Below are 19,542 nucleotides of genomic sequence, written 5' to 3'. Positions count from 1 at the left end.
TCAGGCGAACGCCTTCTTGTACATCGTCACGACGGCAGCGCCGCCCAGTCCCAGGTTGTGCTGGAGGGCGATCTTGGCGTCCTTCACCTGCCGCTTGTCGGCCTTGCCGCGGAGCTGCCAGGTGAGTTCGGCGCACTGGGCAAGACCCGTGGCGCCGAGCGGGTGGCCCTTCGAGATCAGGCCGCCCGACGGATTGACGACAACCTTGCCGCCGTAGGTGAACGCATCCTCGTCCACGAACTTCCCGGCCTGTCCTTCGGGGCAGAGGCCCAGCGCCTCGTAGGTGATGAGCTCGTTGCAGGAGAAGCAGTCGTGCAGTTCCACGACGTTCACGTTCTCCGGTCCATAGCCTGATTGCTCGTAGACCTTCTTCGCGGCGGCCTTGGTCATGTCACCGCCCACGATCTTGATGCAGCTCTTGTCCTCGAAGGTGCTGGGGTAATCGGTAGCCATAGCCATGCCGATGATCTCCACCGCCTTGGACTGAAGATTGTGCTTCTTGACGAAATCCTCGTCGCACAGGATCGCCGCACCCGATCCATCCGAGGTCGGGCAGCACTGGAGCTTGGTGAGCGGCTCATAGACGACCGGGGCCGACATGATCTGCTCGAAGGTGTACTCATCCTGGAACTGCGAGTAGGGGTTGTTCGTCGAGTGCTTGTGGTTCTTGTAGCCGATCTTGGCGAAGTGCTCCTTCTTGGTGCCGTACTTCTCCATGTGCTCGCGGCCCGCATTGCCGAACAGTTGCGGCGCGGGCGGAGCCGGCGCGAACTGGCGGAGTTTCATCATCGCCATCATGTGCTTGTCCATCGGGTTCGTGCGGTCCTGGAAGTTGGATCCGAGCGAGCCCTTCTGCATCTTCTCGAATCCCACTGCCATCACGCAGTCGGCGAGGCCGCCCTCGACGAGCTGCTTGGCAAGAAACAGGGCCGTTGACCCGGTGGAGCAGTTGTTGTTCACGTTGTAGATCGGAACGCCCGTCAGGCCCAGCTCATAGACCGCACGCTCTCCGCAGGTCGAGTCGCCGTAGCAGTAGCCGGCGGCCACCTGCTTGATCTCCGTGTAAGGGATTCCGGCGTCTTCGAGCGCCTTGGTTCCCGATTCCTTGACCATCTGGGGATAGTCGAAGTTCGGGCGGCTGCCCGGCTTTTCGAACTTGGTCATGCCGACGCCGACCACGAATACTTTCTTGCCCATGATTCTGTTTCTCCTTGGTGGGTTCCGGTGGCGCGCCCCTCCCCCCTCATGGGGAGGCTGCACCCCGAAATTGACTGGCGAGTCAACTAGCTGATTGGCCTGTCAGTGGCAAACCGGTTTGGGGGAAACGGAAAATGGGGCCGGGACGGGGCCAGAGCCCGTTATTTCTTCCCGCCGCCCCTGCTGGGGGTAGCGGGTGCGGCCGGGGGAGAAGGCGAGGGTGCCGAGACAGCGGCATCATACTCACGGATGATCTGGTCGGTTATGTCCACGGAGGGGGTCTTGTACGGTATCAGGTGCTGGCCCGACTCGAGCACGAGGTCATAACCCTTTTTCCGGGCATAGTCGGCCGCCACGGCCTTGATGTCCAGGGCCAGATCCGAGGCAAGACGTCCTTCCTGGCGCTGGAGTTCCTCGGAGATATCCTCTGCCTTTCGCTGCAGGTCGCGAACCCGCCGCTCGGCGTCGGCGCGGTGCTTTTCGAACTGCGCGGCCGTCACGGCCTTCTGCTTCTCGGCGAGCTGGCGGTTCAGCGTGTCCACTTCCTTGCGGTACGATTCAACCTCGGCGACCCGGGCGCGGACGCTCTTGAGGAACTCCTCGCGCCTCTGCCGGCCGCGAACCGACTGGTTGATGACCTTCTGGATGTCCACCAGCGCCAGTTCATGATCCTTGCGGGCCGGGGCCTGCGCGGACGTTTGCGAATGAGCCGGAAGGCAGAAGACCACGGCCAGCAGGATCGCGGCAATCTGGAAAACGGTGGCTGGTTTCATACCCATGCTGACCGGGTTGCCTACCCAAAGGCTTCGCCCGGTGCAACCTTTTCAGATCGCGCCCTTCTCCAGCGCTTCGCGATGCCGGGGATGGGCGATGGCGATCAGGGCCCGGCGGCGGTCTTCCAGATTGAGGCCCTTCAGGTTCGCTGCGCCGTGCTCAGTCACGACATGGTGGGCGAGATACCGGGGTATGGTGACGGGTGTTCCTTCGGGGAGGCGGGTCACGATGCGGCTCAACTCCCCGTTTTTCCCGGCCGTGGAGGGCAGTCCGATCACGCCCTTGCCGCCCGGTGAAAGCGACGCGCCGGTGAGAAAATCAAAAGCTCCGCCCACGGACGACACCTGCCTGCCGCCGATCCATTCGGCATTCACCTGCCCGGTGAGGTCCACCTGGATTGCGGAATTCACACTGACGAACTTCGGCCGGCGAGCGATCTCCAGCGGGTTGTGGACGATCTCCGACGACCGGAGAGCGATCTGTCTGTTTTGGTGAACGAAACCGTACAGGGCGCGGGAGCCCATGATTTCGCCCAGTTCATGGCATCCCGGCATTACCGGGTTGAACCTCGCGTTGGCGGCCCCTGACCTGATGAGATCAATGCCGGCATCGACCAGCAGGGAGTGTAGGGCGAGATCCCTGTGGTCCTTCAGGAATCCCATCAGTGCTTCGGGGACACCGCCGACGCCTACCTGCACTGTGGAGCCATCCTCCACCAGCGCGGCAATATGGCGGCCGATGGCGGCTTCCTCCGGTGTCCCCTTTGCCTTGGAATACTCCAGCACCGGAGTTTCCGCACGGCAGGAGATGTCGATGTCGGCCTCTGTCAGAAACCCCTCCGGCCCCGGTGTCTGGGGGCAGAGGGGGTTTATCTGTGCGATGACGAGCGGAGCCTTTTTCGCCAGCGGCCAGGGGTAGCTCGACGAAACTCCCAGAAAATACCTGCCGCCGGGGTCCGGTTCCGATACCTGCACCAGAATGGCATCTGCCGCCTGCGCTCCACCGGGGGCAAACTCCGTCAGCATGTCGAAGTAGCGGATCGGGGCATAGTGGGCCCGGCCTTCGGCCTCCAGCGCCCTGGCTTTGGGTGTGTAGTGGTACGTCGTCCACCGGAACGGGAGTTCCGGATCGAGCCACCGGGCATCGCTCACCGTGTAGCCGCCCTGGATGTGAATCCCCTCGAGTCTGTCTGCATTTCGGACCAGTGCGTCCACGAGAGCGGCCGGTTCGCCGCATCCGGGCGGCAGGAGCACCCGTGCGCCCCTGGGGAGGGAAAGCACCGCATCGTCGGGGGTGGGAAGAACTTTCATCCGGAATCCGGGTGTATCCGGTCCGGCCGGGAACGGAAAGGAGGCGAAAACTCCTGAATGATTTCGATGTCTGCCGGTAATAGGATGCCTTCCGTGGATGTTTCATCCCGGGTCTCGGTGTCTGCCGGAATGCGGCGGCTGGCCGTAGTTGTCCTCATTCTGGCGGGGACGATGGTCCGGTTCTGGCCGGCAGCGGAAGACTGGCAGCGGCCCGCCGGCATGTGGCGGCAGAATCATTACGTTGACTGCGCGCTGACGTACGCACGGGACGGCCTGTTTCATGACGGCCTTGTGCCGCGGGCTGCGCGGCGTAACCTGGCTATCCCTGACTACTACGTTAACCAGCCCCCGCTTTATCCGATGCTGATGGCCGGGCTCTTCAGGCTGCTGGGTGAAAACTACTGGGGCTCCCGTCTTCCGGATCTTGCCGCGTCACTGCTGGTTCTGGTCTGCCTCTGGCGGCTGGCGGCTGGCGGCGCGGGGAGAAAAGGAGTTTCCGGGCGTCTCGTTGCTGGTTCTCGCATTGGGAGGATTTCTACCGGGACTGGTGCTGACGGCCCGTGTGGCGGATCTCGTCGCAGCGCCGTCAACACTGGCTGGGCTGGCTATCATTATGGCCTATGTCCGGTACCGGGAGCGGCCGGACGGGCGCAGGCTCGGAGTGCTGGCCGGGGTGGCATCTCTGGGCCTGTGTCTCTGCTGGCCGGCGCTGATAACCCTTGCGACGGTGACTGTGCACTGGATTTTTTGGGGTGCCGGACTGCCGAACCGGCGGCGGGCGATTGTGCTGGTGTGGACGCCGGTTATGGCCTTCTTTGGGTGGCTGGCGTTTGTCTACATGGCGCCCGAAGGCGGCCTGTTCGGCCTTGCCCGGTTCGTGCGCCAAGTGCTTTACCATTCGGGGGGATCCTCGGCTGTAGAACTGCACGGTGTCCTGGAGAATCCTGCAGCCACGGCATTCAAGCACTGGCGCTGGATGGCGACCGCTCCGGTCATGGTGCTCTCGGTTGGCGGCCTGCTGGGCCGGGATGGCGGAAACGGGACGACCGGAATCTTCAGCGTGTACCGCCTGCTGTTTGCGGCTGCCGCCCTGCACACGGTCCTCTATTTTGGCGCCGTACCGGTGCACTGGTTCATCCTCACTCCGATGATCGCGGCGATGGCGTTCGGGGCCGCCGTGACGCTGGCCTGGGCTGGGCGACGGTATCCGGCCACTGGGCTGGCACCAGTTCTCGCGGCCGTTGTTCTCTCGGTGGCCGGAATCCTAGGGGTCTACTGGCGGCTGGCCGCAGAGGAAAGGTTCTACGATCCGGTGAACGCCTACTACAGGTCGGTTCGCGCAGAACTGGCGTGGCGGATTGATGAAATGCCTGGCAGTGGCAGGGTTACTGTCGGCACGAATCTCTGGACGCCTCGCCATTTCGGGGATGACGTTTCGCCGCGGCTTCGGCTGGTTCGGGTGACACGGCCAGACCTGCTTCCGTATTTTAGCCTGGACGCCTATTTCGCCGCGGTTCTTCCAGACGGACGGGATCTCACGCCAGCAGGTCTTTCACCGGTCTTTTCCGATGAGGTGCTTGCACTGACGGGCCACCCGCCGCTTGCTACCGATGAGGGGTTCCGGTGGATACGGTTGCAGCCGGAACCACCGGCTGCCAGTGAAACGCTGCCGCCGCTCGAAATCGACCTGCTTCTGGATGAGTCGTTCGAAGTGCGGGTCCGGCCTGGCATCTCGCTGCCAGATACGGTTGTCGGGCTTCTGGAAGCCGCGATGCCTGCGCATGAGTTCATCGAATGGCTGCCGGACCGGATCGAAGTATCTGCCGGACCGGAAGAGGTCCGCTTCGTCTACCGTGAGCGGTATCCGGGGGAACTCCGGCAGTTTGATGGCTGGAAACGGTTCAGCCGGTGGCTTGGCGGTTACGGGACCATACCGGTCCGTGGCAGGCTGGTGGTTCCTGATGGCCGGGCCGCACTGTTTTACTGCCCGTTTCCCGGCCGCACACTGACCTCCTGCCGGATGGAAGAAGAGGATAGGGCGCTCGGAAAGTAACTATCTGTAATTCATGAGGAAACAGGCACTGCTGGTTTCCATCTGAATTCCTTTGTTACCGGCTATCTTTACTTCCCCGGCACGGCGGACTAACACCGCGCGCAGCTAAAATCTGGACCACTGGCCTTCCCTCGGCCGGTTGGCCCCTAAACGCGGCGCCCGTTGACGAGGCTGCCGTTTCGGAGGGCAGACAGCAGTGTCGCTCGAAAAGACCCAGAAAACAGAAGTCATTGGTAAGTACCGCAAGCACGGCACCGACACCGGTTCGGCGGAAGTGCAGGTCGCGCTCCTGACCGAGCGGATCAACAGTCTCCAGTCGCACTTCGAGGCTCACAAGAAGGACCACAGCAGCCGGCGCGGACTCCTGAAACTGGTCGGCCAGCGGCGGCGGCTCCTGGACTACCTGAAGCGCACCGACTTCGAACGGTACAAGAAGCTCATCGGCTCGCTCGACCTGCGCAAGTAGGAAGAGCGGGGCCGCTGGCGCGCGGCCATCCGCTCCGTGCGCATCCTGTGACCCCGGCTCCGTTTGGGCCCGGGGTCTCGGTGTTTGAAAAGAGTTGAAACAGAGGCAGCAACAAAAACGAAAGGGAAATAAAGCGTAATTTACCCATGAACAAGAAAACCGTTTCCGTCGATCTGGGCGGCCGTCCGCTCTCCATCGAAACCGGCTGGGTTGCCAAACAGGCATCCGGGGCCGTCATTATCCGCTATGGCGAGACCGTGGTCCTTGTGCCCGCCGTCTCGCTCACCACGGCGAAGGAGGGCACCGACTTCTTCCCTCTCACCGTCAACTACACCGAGAAGTTCTACGCAGGCGGGCGCATTCCCGGCGGCTACTTCAAGCGGGAGGCCCGGCCCACTGACCGTGAAACCCTGATCTCGCGGCTCATCGACCGGCCCATCCGGCCGCTGTTCCCCGAAGGCTATCACTTTGATACCCAGCTCATGCCGACCGTGCTGTCGGTGGATCCGGACAACGAGGCTGCCGGTGCGGCCATGATCGGCGCCTCGGCGGCGCTCATGGTGTCGGATGCCCCATTTCACGGGCCAATCGGAGGATGCCGGGTAGGGCGTGTCGCGGGCCAGTACATCATCAACCCGACTGTGCAGCAGAAGGCGGAGTCCGACATCGACATCTTCCTTGCCGCTTCGCGTGAAGCCGTGGTGATGGTCGAGGCAGGCGCAAAGGAAGTGTCCGAGGAAGACATGATCCGCGCCATTGAGTTCGGCCACAAGGCGCTGCTGCCGGTGCTCGACATGCAGGAAAAGCTGGCGAAAGAGATTGGCATCGCCAAGCGCACGTTCGACGCCCCGGCCCCGGACGCCGCGCTCGTCAGGAAAGTACGCGATTACGCCACGGAGCCGGTGAGGAAGGCGTTCGCCATCCGCGACAAGCAGGACCGTTACGCCGCGCTGGACGAGGCGAAGAAGGGCCTGAAGGCGCTGTTCACCGAGGAAGAACTCGAGAAGCATGGTGCCCTGATCAGCGGGGAGCTTGAAAATCTCAAGAGCGACCTCATGCGGGCCTCCATCCTGAACGACAAGGTCCGTATCGACGGCCGCGGCCTGGAGAACATCCGGGATATCACCTGCGAAGTCGGCTGGCTGCCGCGCGTGCACGGATCGGCGCTGTTCACCCGCGGCGAGACGCAGGCCATCGTCACGGCCACGCTCGGCACCGAAATGGACGAACAGCGGATTGACCAGTACGACGGCATGTTCCGCAAGCGTTTTCTCCTGCACTACAACTTTCCGCCCTATTCGGTGGGTGAAACGAGCTTCCGCCTTGCCCCCGGCCGCCGGGAAATCGGCCACGGTGCCCTGGCGGAACGTTCGCTGGAATCTGTCATGCCAACGTACGAGGAGTTTCCCTACATCGTCCGGGTGGTGTCGGAGGTTACCGAATCGAACGGATCGTCATCCATGGCGACCATCTGCGGCGGCACGCTGTCGATGATGGACGCGGGTGTTCCGCTCAAGGCGCCGGTAGCGGGAATCGCCATGGGACTCATCATGGACACCGCCACGAAGCGTTATGCCATTCTCTCGGATATTCTCGGTGACGAAGATCATCTGGGAGACATGGATTTCAAGGTGGGTGGCACGACCAAGGGTATCACGGCGCTCCAGATGGACCTCAAGGTCACGGGTATTACCACGGACATCATGCGCGAGGCGCTGGAGCAGGCCCGCAGGGGCCGGCTCCACATCCTGGAAAAGATGGCTGCCGCGATAGACAAGCCGCGCTCGGAACTGTCGAAATATGCGCCGCGCATCACCTCGATTCATATCCCGTCGGACCGGATCCGGGACGTGATCGGGCCGGGCGGAAAGGTGATCCGGGAGATCACTGCGCGCTCGGGAGCGACCATCAATATCGACGATTCCGGCCGCATCGACATCGCCTCCACCGACCAGGCCAAGACCGACGCCGCGATCCAGATGATCCGAGATCTCACCCGCGAGGCGGAAATCGGATACCTGTACATGGGCAAGGTGAGACGGGTGACCGATTTCGGCGCATTCGTCGAGATCCTCCCCGGCAAGGATGGACTCGTGCATATTTCCCATCTTGCCAAGAACCGGGTCGAGCGAGTCGAGGACGTGGTGCAGGAAGGCGATGAAATCCTCGTCAAGGTTCTCGATGTCGAAGCCGGAACGGGCAAGGTGCGCCTCTCTCACAAGGAAGTGGCCCACCTCGATCCTACTACCGTTGACTATACGAAGCCGGCTCCGCCCCCGCCTGATGATCTCTATGAAGGCGTGAGCGAGGAGGACCGGCAGGGCGGCGGTGAGCGGCGTGGTGACCGCGGTGGACGTGGCGACAGGGGTGGCCGCGGTTCTTACGGCGGTGGTGGCAGGGACCGTGGCGGTCGCGGTCGCCGTTAAGCGGCTCCGGCCGACGGCTGCTCTTCCGGTCTATTCCACTCCGGACGCGGCCGGCGCCGACCTCGCCGCTGATCTGGACAACCCGCTCGTGCTGGAACCGGGGCGGCGCGCCCTGGTTCCCACGGGGCTCGCCATCGCACTTCCTCGCGGGTACGAGGCCCAGGTCCGGCCCAGGTCCGGACTGGCCATCAAGAACGGTATTACCTGTCTCAATTCGCCCGGGACTATCGATGCCGATTACCGGGGCGAGCTGAAAGTGATTCTCGCCAACCTGGGACAGGAACCGTTCACGATAGAACCTGGCATGCGTATCGCACAGATGGTGGTGGCCCCGGTCGCGCAGGCCCGTTTCCGGGAAACGGACGAGCTGGATGCTACCCGGCGCGGTCACGGCGGATTCGGTTCGACCGGGACGGCCACGAAGCGGAAAGCATCCCGTCCCCGCGCCAGACCGAAGGGGTGACGGGGCGGGATGGTGCCTGATGACCAGATCCTCCCGCTGCCTCTTTTTCGCCGCTGCGGCGCTGCTTTTGATTTCTGCAGTTCTCGTCTGGAAGTTCCCGCTTGCCAATGCCTTTCACTATGAGCTGGCGATCCTGTCTGCAGTGCTGGTGTTTGGTTTTTCGGCTGGCGCCGGGATGGCCGCCGGAGTTCCCGTCCGCCCGCTGGCCTGGTGGACTTCTGCCTTTGCCCTTGTGCCGCTGATTCCGGCGCAGGTTGAGCAGTGGACCGTGCAGCCCTGCAGCCAGCCGCCGGGATTCCTCTTCTACTTTCTCCATGTTGTCCCTGCCGCGATATGCGGATCCGGGGCGGGACTTTTTTCCCGCCGGTGGCAACGTGTGAAGTGGCGCGTATTTCTTGTGCTGTCACTCGTGGCGGCTGCCTCCAGTTATGTCCTCTGGACGTTGTACAGGGATGCCCCGGTCCGGTTCCACCATCCACTGTTCGGGATGTGGCCCGGATCCATTTACGACGAACAGGTGGATGTGATTCCTCCGCTGTTCTGGGGCCGTCTGGAGGGATTTCTGGCCGGGCTCGCGCTCTGGATGGCCGGACTCGGAAAGCCACGGGCTGCCGGCATGGCCGCCATGGCGGGCTTCTCGCTGTTCCTTCTGGCGCCGTTCACGGGGACGAGGGTTACCCATGCCCGGCTCAGGACAGAATTTGCCCCCGTAGCGCGAACGAAGTCGGCGGCGATCTATTTCCATCCGCAGGTTTCTACACCGGAGCAGGAGCGAATCACCGGTCTCGTGGACGAAGCGATGAGGCATATTCTCCCCCGGCTCGGGATTGAAACCGCTCCGCAGGTGGAGCTTTTCGTCTTCCCGTCAGCGGATGAACGGTACCGCTACACCGGCGCCCGCCAGACGACCTATACAAAACCCTGGCTCGGCACGGCCTACCTAGAGCCAAAGTCGCTTGCCGGCCTGCGGGGCGAACGGCTTCTGGAACATGAGCTGGTTCATCTGGTGACGGCCGGATGGGGCCCGGTGCTGGGACTTCCGTGGAATATCGCGCTGCTGGAGGGAACCGCTGTGGCGCTTGTGCCGCCTGCCGGGTACCGGCTTCCGGCGCTTTCGCGGGTTATTGTGGAAAACCGGCCGCAACTGGATCTGGAGCAATTTCTCCAGTTTGCGGGTTTCTGGCGGGAGAGCGCAGCCGCTGCCTATCCGGTGGCCGGGGCGTTCGTGGAGTGGCTGCTCGAGTCCAGGGGGCCTGGCACCCTGGAGCGTCTCTGGCGTCTCGGTCCAGGCGCGCCGCCGCCGGAAGGGTCATGGACTGATCTCGCGGCGGAGTTTCGCGCCTATCTCGAAACCGTCGAGCCGGTCGAGGCGGAAAAAGCGGCGGGAAAGGTTCTCGCCCGCAGAAAGTCGGTATTCGAAAAACGCTGCCCGCATGATTTGGGCATCGCAGGCAGCGAATAACCCTCAGTCACCGAGATAGGCTGCCTTTACCCGGGCACTTGAGGCCAGCTCGCTGCTCGGTCCGGAAAGGACGATCTCCCCTGTTTCGAGCACATGGGCGTGCGAGGCGGTTTCGAGCGCCATCCGGGCATTCTGTTCCACCAGCAGAACAGTGGTGCCGCTTCGGCTGATCTCCCGGATCGTTTCAAAGATTGTCCGAACGACGAGCGGCGCAAGTCCCAGTGAAGGCTCATCCAGCAGCAGCAGTCGCGGCCGGGCCATCAGCGCCCGGGCGATGGCAAGCATCTGCTGCTCGCCGCCCGAAAGCGTGCCGGCATTCTGCCTGTACCGTTCATTCAGCACGGGAAAAAGCGTGAGCATCCGTCCGATATCGTCCGCGATGCCGTCCTTCCGCAGGTAGGCGCCAAGCTGGAGGTTTTCCTGCACCGTGAGGTTTGCGAAGATGGCCCGGCCTTCCGGCACGAGCGACAGGCCTCTGGAGACAGCCTGATGTGCCTTGAGTCCGGTGATCTCCTCACCCGCGAACCGGACTGATCCGGAAGAGGGTTTAAGCAGGCCGGCGATGGCGGAGAGCAGGGTCGTTTTCCCTGCACCGTTGGCGCCGATCAGGGTGACGATCGACCCTTCTTCGACTGAAAAATCCACTCCCCGGATCGCCCGGATGGCGCCGTACGAAACATGAAGTCCGCTGATCTCCAGCAGGCTCACAGGCTCTTCTCTCCCAGTTCCCGCCGGGCCTCGGTCATTTCCGCGGGCGGCACGTCCGGTCCAAGGTAAGCCTCGATCACCTTGGGATTGGCGCGGATATCGTCCGGAGTGCCATCGGCAATCCTGATGCCATGATCCATGACCGTAATATGCTCAGAAAGCCCCATGACGAACCGCATGTCGTGCTCGATGAGCAGGATGGTCAGCCTGTGGCGCTCCTTGAGCCTCCGGATCAGGGCCGCCAGTTCCTGCTTTTCAGCCGGGTTCATGCCGGCGGCCGGTTCATCGAGCAGAAGAAGTCTTGGACCGGTCGCCAGAGCCCTGGCCAGCTCGAGCCGTCGCTGCTGGCCATAGGGCAAACTCCCGGCGGCGGAATGTGCCCACGGTGCGAGGCCGGTTTCCTCCAGCACCAGTTCCGCCCGTTTGCGGAACTCGCCTTCCTCGGCGTGGAAATGGCGGCCACGCCGGATGGCCCCCAGTAGCCCGTACCCCAGAGCCGGAACATACGCGGCGCGGATGTTGTCCAGCACGCTGAGATCACGAAACAGGCGTATGTTCTGGAACGTGCGGGCGATGCCGAGCCGTGCGCGTGCGGAAGGATCCAGTCCCTTGAGCGGTTTGGCGTCGAAGCGGATGCCGCCCTCGGTTGGCTCGTAAATGCCGGTGATGAGGTTGAAGGCTGTCGTTTTTCCGGCGCCATTGGGTCCGATCAGGGCGGCCAGTGAATCGGTTTCAACGGCAAGGTCGAGGGACGAGACGGCCCGGATGCCGCCGAACCGGATCCCGGCACCCGACAGCTCCAGCAGGCTCATGAAGCGCCTCCCTGCCTGCGGCTGCGCCACCAGCTGGTGATTTCCCATCGTCCCAGAAGCCCCTGCGGCCGGAACAGCATCATAACGATGAGCAAGAGGGCGTAGATGATGAGCCGCCACTCCGGAGCCTGGAGTGGAGTGCTCCGGAGGCCCTCCAGAAGAAGCGTCAGCAGCACGGCGGCCGAAACGGCGCCGGTAAAGGATCCGAGGCCTCCCAGTACGACCATCACGACGATCTCGATGCTTCTCAGGAACTGGAACGAGTCGGGATGCACCAGCGTCTGGGTAAAACCCATCATGGCGCCAGCGACACCGGCGAAGAAGCTTCCAATCACGAATGCCTCGATCCGCGTCCGGGTGGTGGAAATGCCGATGCTTCGGGCGGCCACTTCATCCTCGCGGACCGTGAAGTACGAAAGTCCACGGTTCGAATGGACCAGCCGGTAGAGGAATATGATACCGAGAATCGTCACCGACAGCACCGGAAACAGACGGTCGTCCACCAGGTACCGGACTGGTACCGACAGCCCGCGCGCACCGCCGAGCTTCTCGGTGTTGACGATCAGAACCCGGATGATCTCCCCAAAGCCCAGGGTGGCAATGGCGAGGTAGTCACCCCGGAGCCTCAAGGTCGGTACGCCGACGATGAGGCTGGCCACCACGGCGAGCAGGCCTCCGGCGGCGAGAATACCCGTGTACACGAGCGTCGCCCCGAGTCCTCCCGCCATATCCCACAGTACAGGCAGCACACCGTCCCGGCCGAAATGGGCGAGAGTGCCGGCGGTAAGGAATGCGCCGCAGGCCATGAAACCTGCGTGTCCGATGGAAAACAGTCCGGTGACGCCATTGACCAGGTTCAGTGATGCCGCCAAGAGTGCATTGATCGCCGACGTGACAATGAGAAGCCGGACATAGGGCGAGAGCCCGTCCAGCAGATAGCGGTCGGCGGCAAACAGCGCCGCCAGCAGGACTGCCAGGGCGAGCCCGCTCGCCGGATCAAACCTTTTCAGGCTGTTCGTTTCCAAGGATTCCGCCCGGCCGGTAAATCAGTATGAATATCAGAAGCACGAACGCGATGGCGTCGCGCAGATTGGACGATATGTAACCAGTGACGAAAGTCTCGGCCAGCCCCATGATGAGGCCGCCCAGTGCCGCGCCGGGGAGCGACCCGATTCCGCCCAGAACGGCCGCCACGAAGCTCTTCAGGCCGGGCATGAGCCCCATGAGCGGATCGATCTTCGGCAGGAACATTCCATAGAGGATGCTGGCGGCGGCGGCCATCACCGCCCCGATCACGAAGGTCGCGGCGATCACCCGGTCCACGTCTATTCCCATGAGGCTTGCGGCCTTCGGGTTGAACGAGGTGGCCCGGATGGCCCGCCCGAGGCGGGTCCGGTGGATGAACAGCTCCAGTGCCGCGACCAGAATGAGGCCGGTGAGGATGACGATGGCCTGCAGATTCGAAACGACGACAGTTCCCATCGTCAGGAGCGGCCTCGATTCGATCATCGTGGGAAACACCTTGGGGTTCGCACCGAACACCATCTGGCCGGCGTTCTGGAGCAGCAGCGAGACACCGATGGCGGTGATCAGGGCCGAGAGCCGGGGAGCCGAGCGGAGGGGCCGGTAGGCGATCCGTTCGATAAGAAGCGCCAGCAGCGCGCAGACAAGGGCAGAGGCAAGAAACAGGACGGCCATGACCGTGAAGGGTGACCAGGCCGCCATCAGTTCAGGCCGTGAGGCATGCACGTAAAAGGCCGTCATGGCGCCGGCCATGAATACCTCGCCGTGGGCGAAATTGATCAGCTTCAGTACGCCGTAGACCATCGTGTAGCCCAGCGCGAGCAGGACATAGATGCTTCCCCATGCGAGGCCGTTGACGAGCTGCTGAAGAAAAAGTTCCATTCGCCCCCGCCGGAGAATCAGTCCGGACTGACCGATTTATGGTAGACGAATTTTCCGCCCCTGATCTGGAGAACGATGAGCGGCTTGCGCGCATTCCGCTTCTCATCCATCGAGATGACGCCCGAGATACCGGGGTAATCCCTCGTCGCGGCCAGTGCGTCGCGGATTTTCGCCGGATCGGTGGAGCCGCTCCGCTCGATGGCGCTGTAGAGCATTCCGGCAGCGTCATAGCCCAGCACGGCCATGGCATCAGGGACCTCGCCGTATTTTACCTTGAACCGGGAGATGAACTCCTGGATGGCGGGGCTGGGATCGTCGGAAGCGTAGTGGTTGGAAAAATAGAAGCCCTCAACCGCCTCGCCGCCGATTTCCACCGTCTTGGTTGAATCCCACCCGTCGCCGCCAAGCATCGGAACGGTGAGGCCGAGTTCTCTCGCCTGCCGCGCAATCAGGCCCACCTCGTTGTAGTAGCCTGGCAGGAATACGAATTCGGGCTTTGCTTCGCGGATCTGGGTGAGCTGCGCACGGAACTCGATATCCTTCTCGGCATAACTCGTTTCAATGACGATCTGGCCGCCCAGTTCCCTGAACTTCTGCATGAAAAACGTCTTCAGCCCGACGGAGTAGTCGTTGCGGACATCGAACAGCACGGCCGCTTTCCGCAGGCCGAGATCCTCGTAGGCGAACTTGGCCATAGCCGATCCCTGGAAGGGATCGATGAAGCAGGCGCGGAAAACGTAGTCCCCGGTTTCGGTCACGGCAGGGTTGGTGGAAGCGGGCGAGACCATCGGCACCCGGTAACGCTGGGCCTCGGGGGCCACGGCGAGGGAACGGGATGAGGCCACCTCTCCGAGCAGGGCAATGACCTTGCTTTCGTTAATGAGCCGGAGCGCAGTGAGACGGGCCTCTTCGGGCTTGGACTGGTTATCCAGGGTGATGAGCTCGATCTTCTTGCCCAGGAGACCGCCCCGGGCGTTCCACTCCTCGGTGGCCATCCGGCTGCCCCGGCTGGAGGAGATCCCGAAGGTCGCTGTGGCTCCGGTCAGCGAGGCATATTCGCCGATCCGGATCGTCGCCGGTTCTTGCTGGCCGCCTTTCTGGCAACCCGGCTGGAAGGCCAGCACCAGGCCTGTGCAAATGAGCGGCAGAGCCAGTTTTCGCTTGCTCATGGTTGGTCCCCCGGAGCGTTTTTTGATGGGGCGGCCGCCAGTTACTGGCCGGCGGCCCGCAGAAACACGAGGCTGAAACCTAACTGTATCGGGCCGGGTAATAAAGAGGGGGAAAGCGGCGTCTGCTAGTGAATGGCCGGGGTTCCGGGGCGGGGCGGCTCGCCGGGGCCTGACGCCGGAGCTGCCGCACCATTTCCGCCAGGACTCAGGACGAACCGGCTGAGTTCCTCGCGCAGGGTATTGGACAGTTTCTGGAGTGTCAGGATGGACTCATTCAGCGTGCTGGCTTCGCCGGCATAGATTTCCGACACCCGGACGATTTCGGTCACGAGTTTCTGGACTTCATCGCAGGTGGCGGTTTCCTGGTTCTGTGCCTCGCTGATGTAGTGGATCATCTCGGTGATGTTTTTCATCGCGCCGACGATCTGGGCCGAATGGTGCCGGTGCTCGCCGAGCAGGGCCGACACGGCAGAAGCCACATCGCGCATCTCGACCGTGGCGTTCGATATCCGGCCGGTTCCGTGCGTCTGCTCCTGCGTGGCGCGTGAAATCTGGCTCACCATCGCGGCCACTTCGTCGAACGCCCGGCTCACGTTGCTGGCCTCGGCCGACTGCTCGTTGGTGGTGGTGACGATCAGCTTGACCATGGCCGCCGACTGCTCGGCCGAGGCGGCGATCTCCTTGAGCGCGGCACCTGCGTCATGCGAAAGCGACAGGCCCCGGCCGATAGCCTCTGAACCCTGTTCGACCGCCTTGATCGCCTTCTGCGACTCGCTCTGGAGGGTTTCGATCCGCCGCTCGATGTCGCGGGTATTGGTTGCCGTCGAGTTAGCGAGCGACAGGATTTCGTTTGCCACTACGGAGAAGCCCTTGCCGTGCTCGCCGGCCTGGGCGGCGATGATCGAGGCGTTCAGGGAGAGCAGGTTCGTCCGGTCGGCGATGTCGCGGATGACGCCCAGAATGTTGCCGATGTCGCTTGCCGATTCGTGCAGCGACTCGATGACGTGCTGCATCTGCGTAAAGGATGTGCGGATCGTCTCGATGCCGGCGATCATGTCGTCTACCGACTTGGTGCCGGTCCTGGCATGGCGGGCTGTCTGGCGGGCCAGTTCATCCGTGGACTTGGCATTTGCTTCCACCTTGGAGATAAGGCCGTTCAGTTTTTCCAGCGCATTGGTCGAATCGGACGAGATACCCTTCAGGCGTCCTACCGACCCGCCGACCTGTTCGATGGACCTGAGCATCTCCTCGATGGCGGTGCTCGTTTCCTCGACCGACTCGGAAAGTTTCACGACGTTCTGGTTGATGGTCGTCACCTGGAGGGACATCTGGCTGACCGAGCTGGAGCTTTCCTCGGCCGATTCGTTGAGTACCGACACGTTCTCGCCGATCGACCGGATCGAGTTGTGGAGCAGGTCCAGGTGCTGCGAGGCTTCCCGGACACTGACGATCTGGCTCGACCCGCCCTTTGAGACCCGGTCGGCGACTGCGCTGATCTGGCCGATCACCTGGTCAACCTCGTCGGCCGAACGCCCGACACGCCGGAGCGTGTGCTGGATAGTGCCCAGCATGCTGGAGAAGCTCTTGCCCAGGCTGCCGATCTCGTCTTCGGAGAGCACCTGAAGCTCGCGGGTGAGATCGCCGTCGGCAACGCTTGCGGCGATGTCATTCATCCGGCCCACCGGCGTCGTGAAATCGGTTGCGCCAAGCAGCGACACCTGCAGTCCCACGATGACCATGACTACGATGACGAACAGCGCTATCCAGGCTGTCCGGTCGAGGCTTCGCTCAATATCATCGAACAGGTAAAAAGTGACCACATAATGACCGGTCCAGTTGTCCGTTTTGAGGTCGCGGACACGGACGGCGACGAGCATGTCGAGCGTCTGGCGGTCCTCGATCCAGTCGCCGGGCCGGGTTTCGAGGTTTTCGTCCGCCTTGAGCACGGCCGTCATTTTCTGGCTGAGGCCGCGCGGAAGGCGCCGTGGATCGCCGAACAGGAAGCTGCCGTTCCGGTCGACGAGAAACAGCGGCTGGTTGGTGGCCCGGTCCATCGTGTCAATGAGCCGGCGGGCCTCGTCAATGCGGAACGTGTCATAGTCCATTCCGGCAAACAGTCCGGATTCGCCCAGCGTGCCCGAGACACTGAATGCCGATGCCGTCAGGAGGTCGCGGCCGACTTCCACGGTTCGGCCCTGGAGGTTCCAGATGCTCAGGTACCGGGTAGTGAAGAAGAACGCGACCAGTGATGCCACCAGCAGGACAAGGATGGATCCGGCGATCTTGCGCTGCATCGTAACCAGCCGGATCTTTTCGGGGTAATACGGCTCATCCAGCAGGCCGGATATCTTGTCGTAGTCGTAGGCGACCATCATCCGGAAGAAGAAATACTGGTAAGGGGCGAGGAGCAGGCCCTCGCACGCGACTCCGATGGCGATGAACCGGACAAGCGGCGCCGGGAGTTCCGCGAAGTGGCTGAAGCCCAGGTACCAGAGGCCGGCGGCAAAAAACCAGACAAAGAGGGAAATCAGGGTTTCGGTAATGGGGAACCGGGACAGTTCGTCGATCGCCTGGTGAACCAGCTCGGTTGATGGCGTCTGGCGGCGCCGGACCAGTTCTGTGAGCCGTGTATTGTGGCGGAGCAGCCACTGGTAGTTGACGACAAGCAGGAGCAGTGTCGTGGTGATGGCCGAAAAGGCGCCCATGCCGTACAGGCCGGTCCGGTTGATGGTGCTCAGGTAGACATCAAACCGCTCGGAAACCGACAGGTATACGAGAAGGTACAGGAATCCGACGGCGATTGTGGCCGCCATGACGCACAGGCCCCAAGCCCGCAAGGGCAGTGAAACCGCCTCGTTGGTGCGGACGAAAAACGGCGCTACCCAGCGGAGCTGGCGTTGCCACTCCTGTTTCAGTTCCGCTGCGGTCTTGAGGCCCTTCATGAATCCCTGTCCTGCCGGTCTACTCGGCCTGCTGGTATTCTTCCGGAATCTTCAGCCGGTCGCCGCAGTTCCGGCATGTGCGGCGCGTGACCTCGTTGCGGGTTCCGCACTTGCCGCATATAACTTTCGGAATCTCGTCCACATCGTCATCAATGACGAACGACGGATCGGGCGCGGTTTCCCGCTGGAACTCGTGGCGAAGGTCCAGCTCCGGTTCCTCTCCGCCATCTGCCAGATTGACTGCGATGGCCGTATCGGCCTGCACGGGTTTGACTGGCAGATCGTCTCCAAGCCAGTCGGGAAGCGGAGCTGCCGGGGCAGGCGCCGGTACTGGCGGTTCTGGCTCCGCATCCAGTTCGACCATCTCGAGGTCCGAAGCTGTATCCATCTCGACCATCTCCAGATCGTCACTGGCTCCGCCGGATGCCGGTGCAGCGTCTGGTCGCCGGCTGTCGATTTCCGCGACAAGTGCGTCCAGATCAATGTCGCCACCGATCACGGTCTCATCGTTGTCATCCGGTTGCCTGTCCGCCATGCCGATCCCTGTCCCGCCACGCTAGCCGATCCGGATGCCCTGTAACATCTCCAGCAGGGCGCTTTCGAGGGCCGTGTGGGTGTCCCGTGGCGCTGCTGCCAGGAAGAATATCCAGTGTTCCTTTGCCGCCACCGCGCACAGCGATACCCGGTAGGACTGCCGCTGGTATTTGACTGTGTAGACACCGAGCCGGCCGGGGCCGAGGGCCGTCAGGATCTGCCGGCCGCTCTCGTTCACATGAAGCAGCCGGCCGAATGCCCGCCGCGCATAGGAATCCAGCCGGCGCTCGAGCCCATCGTGCGTGACCTGGCTTCCCGGGTCATCCCGGTTCTGGTAGCGGATCCGGATCGCTCCTTGTGTCGGGGTATTCTGGAGTTCAAATCCGGTCCCGTCGTCCGGCCAGCGGAACAGCCGGGGCTCGCGCTCGACCATCCAGGTCCGGTTTTCAGACAGCGCGGCCGCCCCACCCGGGACCGGCACCCGTATGAGAAAATCGGGGCCCAGAGGGAAGAATGCGGGGTCTTCTGCTTCGGAAGGCACAGCAGCCGGGGATATCCCCGGCCGGGCAATGACCGGTTTTGGCTTGCGGATGCCGGATGCCCGTGGAGCGGAAGCGCGCCTGGCAGGCCGGGTTGCGGGGTCCAGCGCTGCTTCGGGGTTCTGCTTCAGGTGAGTGAACTCCTCGGAGCTGAGTCCGGTGCGTTCGTCGCCGTCGAAATAGACCACCCGGTCCGGCACGCTGTCGAAATCGTCATCGATGATTTTGAAGGAGAGATGCCCGTTGGAATAGAAAACAACGAGGTCCGGCTTGCCGTCATGGTTGTTGTCCGCCTCGGTCCGGGCCATGCGGCCATTGGGGTTCAGGTATTCCCAGAAGTCCGGCTTGCCGTCGTGATTGCGGTCATAGGCGATCTCGGTCACGATGCCGTCTACAAAGACCGCCCACTTGTCCGGCCGTTTATCCCCGTTTTTATCGAATGAGACTATTCTTGTGCCCTTTTCCGGGGCGTTTTCGGGCTCATTGGCATGGAGCTGGAGGGCCGCCGGGGCACAAATGGCTGCACATGCGCACAGTGTGACCAGAACAGTGGAAGGAATGCCGGTGCGGCGAGCACCCCCAGGAGATCGGAAAAGCTTCATAATTCCAATGGATTGTAAACGCACAGTCCGGATCATGGAAGCGCTCTTTTTGACCGGTATCCCCCTGTTTTCCAGATCGGGACCGCCTCACAAAGTTTTACCGGAGTTTTGGTCCGTTGATACACAGGTTTGGTTGCGCTTTATCCAGCAATTTCATAGATTTACTGCATCTCATGCGCT

Annotated in this window: 16 protein-coding genes; 5 read left to right on the top strand and 11 right to left on the bottom strand. The window is 62.6% G+C overall.

Features of this window, described 5'->3' with window-relative positions; all coding sequences use genetic code 11:
• The 3 genes from KIT79_04160 to KIT79_04150 all read right to left on the bottom strand — a co-directional run bounded on the left by KIT79_04160 (nucleotide 1) and on the right by KIT79_04150 (nucleotide 3,281).
• Nucleotides 1-1,197: a lipid-transfer protein gene (locus tag KIT79_04160; protein MCW5828492.1), complete on the bottom strand. Its 1,197-nt coding sequence runs from the start codon at nucleotides 1,195-1,197 to the stop codon at nucleotides 1-3.
• 161 nt (nucleotides 1,198-1,358) lie between these two features.
• On the bottom strand, nucleotides 1,359-1,976 hold the full coding sequence (locus KIT79_04155; protein ID MCW5828491.1) for an OmpH family outer membrane protein: 618 nt from the start codon (nucleotides 1,974-1,976) through the stop codon (nucleotides 1,359-1,361).
• A gap of 45 nt (nucleotides 1,977-2,021) precedes the next feature.
• Nucleotides 2,022-3,281, bottom strand: a complete 1,260-nt coding sequence (locus KIT79_04150; GenBank protein ID MCW5828490.1) for a 4-hydroxybutyrate CoA-transferase — start codon at nucleotides 3,279-3,281, stop codon at nucleotides 2,022-2,024.
• A gap of 424 nt (nucleotides 3,282-3,705) precedes the next feature.
• On the opposite strand from KIT79_04150, the gene KIT79_04145 reads away from it, so the two are divergent.
• The 5 genes from KIT79_04145 (at nucleotide 3,706) to KIT79_04125 (ending at nucleotide 10,151) form a co-directional block, all read left to right on the top strand.
• A complete protein-coding gene (locus tag KIT79_04145) occupies nucleotides 3,706-5,334 on the top strand; it encodes a hypothetical protein (GenBank protein MCW5828489.1) in 1,629 nt (542 codons plus the stop codon).
• Nucleotides 5,335-5,530: 196 nt separating this feature from the next.
• Nucleotides 5,531-5,800 (top strand): 30S ribosomal protein S15, encoded by a 270-nt coding sequence (rpsO, locus tag KIT79_04140; GenBank protein ID MCW5828488.1) that lies wholly within the window; start codon nucleotides 5,531-5,533, stop codon nucleotides 5,798-5,800.
• A gap of 146 nt (nucleotides 5,801-5,946) precedes the next feature.
• Entirely contained in the window at nucleotides 5,947-8,226 is a 2,280-nt protein-coding gene (gene pnp, locus KIT79_04135; GenBank protein ID MCW5828487.1) for a polyribonucleotide nucleotidyltransferase, read from the top strand.
• Nucleotides 8,204-8,689 carry a dUTP diphosphatase gene (dut, locus tag KIT79_04130; protein ID MCW5828486.1) on the top strand — a complete coding sequence of 162 codons (486 nt, stop codon included), beginning with the start codon at nucleotides 8,204-8,206 and terminating at the stop codon, nucleotides 8,687-8,689. Before pnp ends, dut begins: the two co-directional genes overlap by 23 nt.
• 19 nt (nucleotides 8,690-8,708) lie before the next feature.
• On the top strand, nucleotides 8,709-10,151 hold the full coding sequence (locus tag KIT79_04125; GenBank protein ID MCW5828485.1) for a hypothetical protein: 1,443 nt from the start codon (nucleotides 8,709-8,711) through the stop codon (nucleotides 10,149-10,151).
• Nucleotides 10,152-10,154: 3 nt separating this feature from the next.
• Here KIT79_04125 and KIT79_04120 read toward each other — a convergent pair whose 3' ends face one another.
• From KIT79_04120 to KIT79_04085, 8 genes are all read right to left on the bottom strand, one after another.
• Nucleotides 10,155-10,859 carry an ABC transporter ATP-binding protein gene (locus tag KIT79_04120; GenBank protein MCW5828484.1) on the bottom strand — a complete coding sequence of 235 codons (705 nt, stop codon included), beginning with the start codon at nucleotides 10,857-10,859 and terminating at the stop codon, nucleotides 10,155-10,157.
• Nucleotides 10,856-11,671, bottom strand: a complete 816-nt coding sequence (locus KIT79_04115) for an ABC transporter ATP-binding protein (protein ID MCW5828483.1) — start codon at nucleotides 11,669-11,671, stop codon at nucleotides 10,856-10,858. The genes KIT79_04120 and KIT79_04115 overlap by 4 nt, the downstream gene beginning before the upstream one ends.
• Nucleotides 11,668-12,648 (bottom strand): branched-chain amino acid ABC transporter permease, encoded by a 981-nt coding sequence (locus KIT79_04110; GenBank protein ID MCW5828482.1) that lies wholly within the window; start codon nucleotides 12,646-12,648, stop codon nucleotides 11,668-11,670. Before KIT79_04110 ends, KIT79_04115 begins: the two co-directional genes overlap by 4 nt.
• Before the next feature lie 19 nt (nucleotides 12,649-12,667).
• Nucleotides 12,668-13,576: a branched-chain amino acid ABC transporter permease gene (locus KIT79_04105; GenBank protein MCW5828481.1), complete on the bottom strand. Its 909-nt coding sequence runs from the start codon at nucleotides 13,574-13,576 to the stop codon at nucleotides 12,668-12,670.
• A 17-nt stretch (nucleotides 13,577-13,593) separates the two neighbouring features.
• Nucleotides 13,594-14,745 (bottom strand): ABC transporter substrate-binding protein, encoded by a 1,152-nt coding sequence (locus tag KIT79_04100; GenBank protein ID MCW5828480.1) that lies wholly within the window; start codon nucleotides 14,743-14,745, stop codon nucleotides 13,594-13,596.
• A gap of 125 nt (nucleotides 14,746-14,870) precedes the next feature.
• Nucleotides 14,871-17,687: a HAMP domain-containing protein gene (locus tag KIT79_04095; GenBank protein MCW5828479.1), complete on the bottom strand. Its 2,817-nt coding sequence runs from the start codon at nucleotides 17,685-17,687 to the stop codon at nucleotides 14,871-14,873.
• Between the two features lie 19 nt (nucleotides 17,688-17,706).
• Nucleotides 17,707-18,222, bottom strand: a complete 516-nt coding sequence (locus tag KIT79_04090; GenBank protein MCW5828478.1) for a hypothetical protein — start codon at nucleotides 18,220-18,222, stop codon at nucleotides 17,707-17,709.
• Nucleotides 18,223-18,243: 21 nt separating this feature from the next.
• Entirely contained in the window at nucleotides 18,244-19,362 is a 1,119-nt protein-coding gene (locus KIT79_04085) for a hypothetical protein (GenBank protein MCW5828477.1), read from the bottom strand.
• Nucleotides 19,363-19,542: the final 180 nt, after the last annotated feature.

Source organism: Deltaproteobacteria bacterium (assembly GCA_026129095.1).
GTDB lineage: Bacteria > JAGRBM01 > JAGRBM01 > JAGRBM01 > JAHCIT01 > JAHCIT01.
The sequence above is the reverse complement of the archived record's forward strand: the minus strand, read 5'-3'. Positions and strand labels throughout refer to the sequence as shown.